The organism is Mesorhizobium sp. M2C.T.Ca.TU.002.02.1.1, assembly GCF_003997225.1.
On record NZ_RZTO01000546.1, the window covers coordinates 1 to 4,322 of the forward strand.

Consider the following 4,322-nt stretch of genomic DNA (forward strand, 5'->3'; position numbering starts at 1 on the left):
GTCTGGGTCGACGGCTGGGAGATCAATTCCGCGGCCGCCGCCGGCAATTGAGGCGCTGCCGACGTTCAGGGAACGATCCCGCGGCAGGCCCAGGCGATATTGGCGAAGGATCGCGGGCCGTCGGGCCTGCCGGCCTGATAGGCATCGCGCACGGCGGCCTCGATGCGCTTCTGTTCGGCCGCGTCCAGCGTGGTCATGTATCTGCCGAGCGGCCCTTCGCCGGCGCCGATCGGCGCCCAGAAGTCGTCGAAATCCGCGTAGTCCATGCGGATCATCAGCTCGGCCTCGGTAACGTCGACGAGACCCTGCTCGGCAAAGGTCCGCTTCATCTCGCCCGGCTGCATCATTGGCTGGAAGCAATAGCGGCTGCGCATCTGGCGCCCGCTTTCGCTGAGCGCTGCGACGGTGTCGATCATCATGCGCATGCCGGTCATGCCGCCGTAATGGTCCCAGACCACGGCCGCGACCACGCCGCCCGGCCGCACGACGCGGCGCATCTCGGCCACCGCCTTGCCGGCCTCCGGCACGAAGTGCAGGACCAGCAGCGCCAGCGCGCGGTCGAACGCATTGTCGGCGAACGGCAGCGCCATGGCGTCGGCCTGGCCGATGGTGATGCGCGGATCGGTGTTGCGTTGCCTCGCCGCCTCGACGAAGACCGGCGAAAAGTCGATGGCCTGAATCTCGGCTAGATCGGCTGATTTTGCCAGCTCGAAGGTGAGGCTGCCGGTACCGCAGCCGACGTCGAGGATTGTCTCGCCGGGGGCAAGCCCGGCGAAATCGATGAACTTGGGCGCGAGCCTGCGGCTCCAGCGTCCCATCAGTTGCTCATAACCAGATGCCGCATGGACGGTGAAGGTGGATGTCATCTGAGCCTCCCATTCATGAGCGTAAGCTAAACGACGGCGCGACCCGTGCATAGGCGCCGTGCGATTTGCAACATCGGCAGTGAAGGTAGCCTGACTGGGGCGGCGCTTTATGTAGGTGATTTCACGGTCGCGACCGACTCCCGCTCCACCAGCGGGCATTCCAGCTTGGTGATGGGATAGCGTCCGCGGCCGGGCGTCGGCGGCGTCTCTAACTGCTCGATCGCCCATTGGCCCATCGCCAGATGCGGCAGGATCGACGTCGTCAGCGGCGGGAAGAGATGGCGGGCGATCTCTTCGTCGTCATAGCCCACCACGGAGATGTCCTGAGGGATATGCAGGCCGGCTTCCTTCAGCGCCTCGTAGCAGCCGATCGCGGTGCGGTCGTTCTGGCAGAAGATCGCGGTGGGTCGCTCCTCGAGCCCGAGCAGCTTGACCGTCGCGGCATAGCCGGCGCTGGCCGACCAGTCGCCCTCGACCACCAGTTCCGGATCGAACGGGATGTCGGCGGTGGCCAAGGCACGGCGATAGCCTTTCAGCCGATCCTGCGCGGCCTGCATCCACGGTTCGCCGGTGATCGTGGCGATGCGGCGATGGCCGTGGGCGATCAGATGCCTCGTCGCGCTCTGGCCGCCGGCGATCTCGGAGGGAACCACCGCCGGGAAGGCATAGTCGGCGGTGTAGCAGTTGAGCAGGATGACCGGGATGTCGAGGCTGTAGAGGAAGTCCGGCGCGGCGATCTCGCGGGTGAAGATGGTCATGTAGATCAGCGCCGAGATGCCTCGCCGCGTCAGGGCCTGGATGGCGCGCGGCTCCATCACCGCGTCGCCCATCGTCTGCGCCACCAGAAGCACATTGCCGGCGTTCCACGAAGCCTGTCGCGCGCCTTCGATGGCGACCACCGCCTCGGGGCTGGTCGCGAGCTGGTCGACCGCGAAGCCGATGACGCCGTCCAGGCCCTCGAACGGCGTCACCGGCGGCCGGAGCGCCGAAAAGACCGGCGGCGAATAGCCCAGCGCTCGAGCCGCCTCGATCACCCTGTCGCGCGTCTGCTGCGACAGCCTGATGCCCGGCGAATTGTTGAGCACGAACGACACCGTCGCCTGCGAGCAGCCGGCGGCGCGCGCGATGTCGGTCATGGTGACGCGCCCCTTGGGCTTGGCGGCCGGCTTGCGGCGCCTGGAAGTCCCGGGAGGATCGCTGAGTTCCGTCGGTTCGCTCATGGTCGTTTCCCAAACCCAGCCGGCTCTAAAGCAAAGGCGGCGGCAACGGCAAGATGGTCGAGGTCGGCGCGTTTATCGAGATGGCGTCGACTAATATATATTAGCAAGCATAACATGCAAATCACCGGCTACGACGCTTCGCGACGAAACCAGTCAGACAAGGTCAATAGTGCTGACAATTCCTGCATCTTCGGCACGGCTACAGGCTTTGCCGCGCTCGTTCTCCTCACTCCCGGCGTGCCCTTCGACCAGCGTCTCCCCCGCTTCGAAAATACGCGCCCTCGCCTCATAACTAATACTCTTTACTAATAGCCGTTAGCGTTCTAGTGTCAACTCGTCGTCTCCGTTCGGTGGCGACAGGTGCGAGGGACGCTTGCATGAAAACCGGCGCCATTGCCGGTCTGGGCTCGGGTCCATTCTCACGAAAATGTCAGACAAATCGGACTATTTACGAACGCCACATGAGTGTCTAGTGTCTCGACCGCGGCCGGATCGGCACCGTTCTTAAGTCGGCGGACCTTTGCGCCGCACCCTTGAGGAGGAGGGTTGTCCGGGCCGCGGCCGAGACATCGGCGACGAGTTCTACAAGGCAAGTTCTACAAGGGAGGTTGAACTATGAAATCCATGATCCGTAATGCATCTGTCGCCGCGGCGGCCTTGCTCATCGGGCTCGCGGCCACGGCGGTTACCCGCGCGGACGACAAGCCGACGCTGGCCTTCGTCGTCAACGGCGCGTCAGACTTCTGGAAGGCGGCGGAAGCCGGCGTGAAGAAGGCGCAGGGCGAGCTGCCCGACTACAATCTCGAGCTCAAATATCCGGAGCAGTCCTCGGTCGCCATCCAGCAGCGGCTGATGGACGATCTGGTGACGGCAGGCGTCAAGGGCATCATGGTCTCGGCCGTCGATCCCAAGACCTCGACCGACGGGCTGAACAAGATTGCGTCGGAAACAGCGCTGTTCACCACCGACTCGGATGCGCCGCAGACCAAGCGCGTCGCCTATATCGGTTCGTCCAACGTCGATGCCGGCAAGCAGGCCGCCGAGATCGCCAAGAAGGCGATGCCCAACGGCGGCAAGTGCCTGGGCTTCGTCGGCCTGCTCGGCGCCGACAACGCCAAGGAACGCATCCAGGGCATGAAGGACGGGCTCGCCGGCAGCAAGATCGAGCTGGTCGACGTGCGCGGCGACGACATCGACCAGGCGCGCGCCAAGAAGAATGTCGAGGACGCGCTGGTCGCCAGCCCCGACATCACCTGCATGGTCGGCTTCTACTCCTACAACACACCGCGCATCTATGAGGCGCTGCGCGACGCCGGCAAGCTCGGCCAGATCACCGTCGTCGGCTTCGACGACGATCCGATCACGCTGGGCGGCGTCAAGGAAGGCACCGTCGCCGCCACCGTGGTGCAGCAGCCGTTCGAATGGGCCTATCAGGGCATGAAGCTGATGGCCGCTTATCTGAAGGGCGACAAGTCGGGCATCCCGGCCAACAACCTGATCATCATCCCGACCAAGATCATCGGCAAGGATGACGTCGACGCCTACGCCGCGAACCTCAAGGCGATGGCGGGCAAGTAAGCCCGGCACAGTTGCGCCGGCTCGAGGTTTGCCCCGAGCCGGCGTTCCTGTCGGCGCTCGTATTGACGGGCCGGCCAAGGCCCGTCAGTCTGTGGCCACCGGCTGTTGCCCCGTGCGGTAAACCTAGGCGCGATGACCTCTACCGACACCACTCAACCGATCGCCGCTCCGTTCCTGAGCCTGGAGGCCGTGCGCAAAACCTATCCGGGCGTTGTCGCGCTGGACAGGTTCTCGATGGAGGTCCTGCCCGGCGAGGTCATCGGCCTTGTCGGCGAGAACGGCGCCGGCAAATCGACGCTGATGAAGATCCTCGGCGGCGTGACGCGGCCGGACAGCGGCACCATCACCGTCGATGGCGCGGCGCATGACGGGCTGACCGTCGAGCAGAGCATCGGCTCCGGCATCGCCTTCGTGCATCAGGAACTGAACCTCTTCGAAAACCTCGATGTCGCCGCCAACATATTCTTCGGCCGCGAGCCGCTTCGCGCCGGTCCGCTGAGGCTGGTCGACCGCGCCAGGCTGCGCGACATGGTGGCGCCGCTGCTGAAGCGCGTCGGCGCCAACTTCTCGGCCGACGCGCCGGTCGCGTCGCTGTCGCTCGCCCAGCAGCAGATGGTCGAGATCGCCAAGGCGTTGTCGATCAAGGCTCGCCTTGTCA

Annotated in this window: 4 protein-coding genes; 2 read left to right on the forward strand and 2 right to left on the reverse strand. The window is 65.0% G+C overall.

Going from position 1 to position 4,322, the window contains the following annotated elements:
- Positions 1 to 65 precede the first annotated feature (65 nt).
- Positions 66 to 866 carry a class I SAM-dependent methyltransferase gene (locus EOD07_RS24510; RefSeq protein WP_127237276.1) on the reverse strand — a complete coding sequence of 267 codons (801 nt, stop codon included), beginning with the start codon at positions 864 to 866 and terminating at the stop codon, positions 66 to 68.
- Between the two features lie 107 nt (positions 867 to 973).
- The gene (locus EOD07_RS24515) at positions 974 to 2,086 is read right to left on the reverse strand and encodes a LacI family DNA-binding transcriptional regulator (RefSeq protein ID WP_164772482.1); all 1,113 of its coding nucleotides are present in this window, start codon (positions 2,084 to 2,086) and stop codon (positions 974 to 976) included.
- Between the two features lie 615 nt (positions 2,087 to 2,701).
- Between EOD07_RS24515 and EOD07_RS24520 the strand changes: the two genes are divergently transcribed.
- Both EOD07_RS24520 and EOD07_RS24525 read left to right on the forward strand, forming a co-directional pair.
- Positions 2,702 to 3,664, forward strand: a complete 963-nt coding sequence (locus EOD07_RS24520; protein WP_041009876.1) for a sugar-binding protein — start codon at positions 2,702 to 2,704, stop codon at positions 3,662 to 3,664.
- Between the two features lie 132 nt (positions 3,665 to 3,796).
- On the forward strand, positions 3,797 to 4,322 hold a 526-nt coding region (locus EOD07_RS24525; protein ID WP_164772483.1), incomplete at its 3' end, for an ATP-binding cassette domain-containing protein.

What these genes read in the sequence shown, in the direction of transcription:
- EOD07_RS24520 (WP_041009876.1), top strand. Translation starts at nt 2,702, where the DNA reads ATGAAATCCATGATCCGTAATGCATCTGTCGCCGCGGCGGCCTTGCTC.
- EOD07_RS24515 (WP_164772482.1), bottom strand. Translation starts at nt 2,086, where the DNA reads ATGAGCGAACCGACGGAACTCAGCGATCCTCCCGGGACTTCCAGGCGC.
- EOD07_RS24510 (WP_127237276.1), bottom strand. Translation starts at nt 866, where the DNA reads ATGACATCCACCTTCACCGTCCATGCGGCATCTGGTTATGAGCAACTG.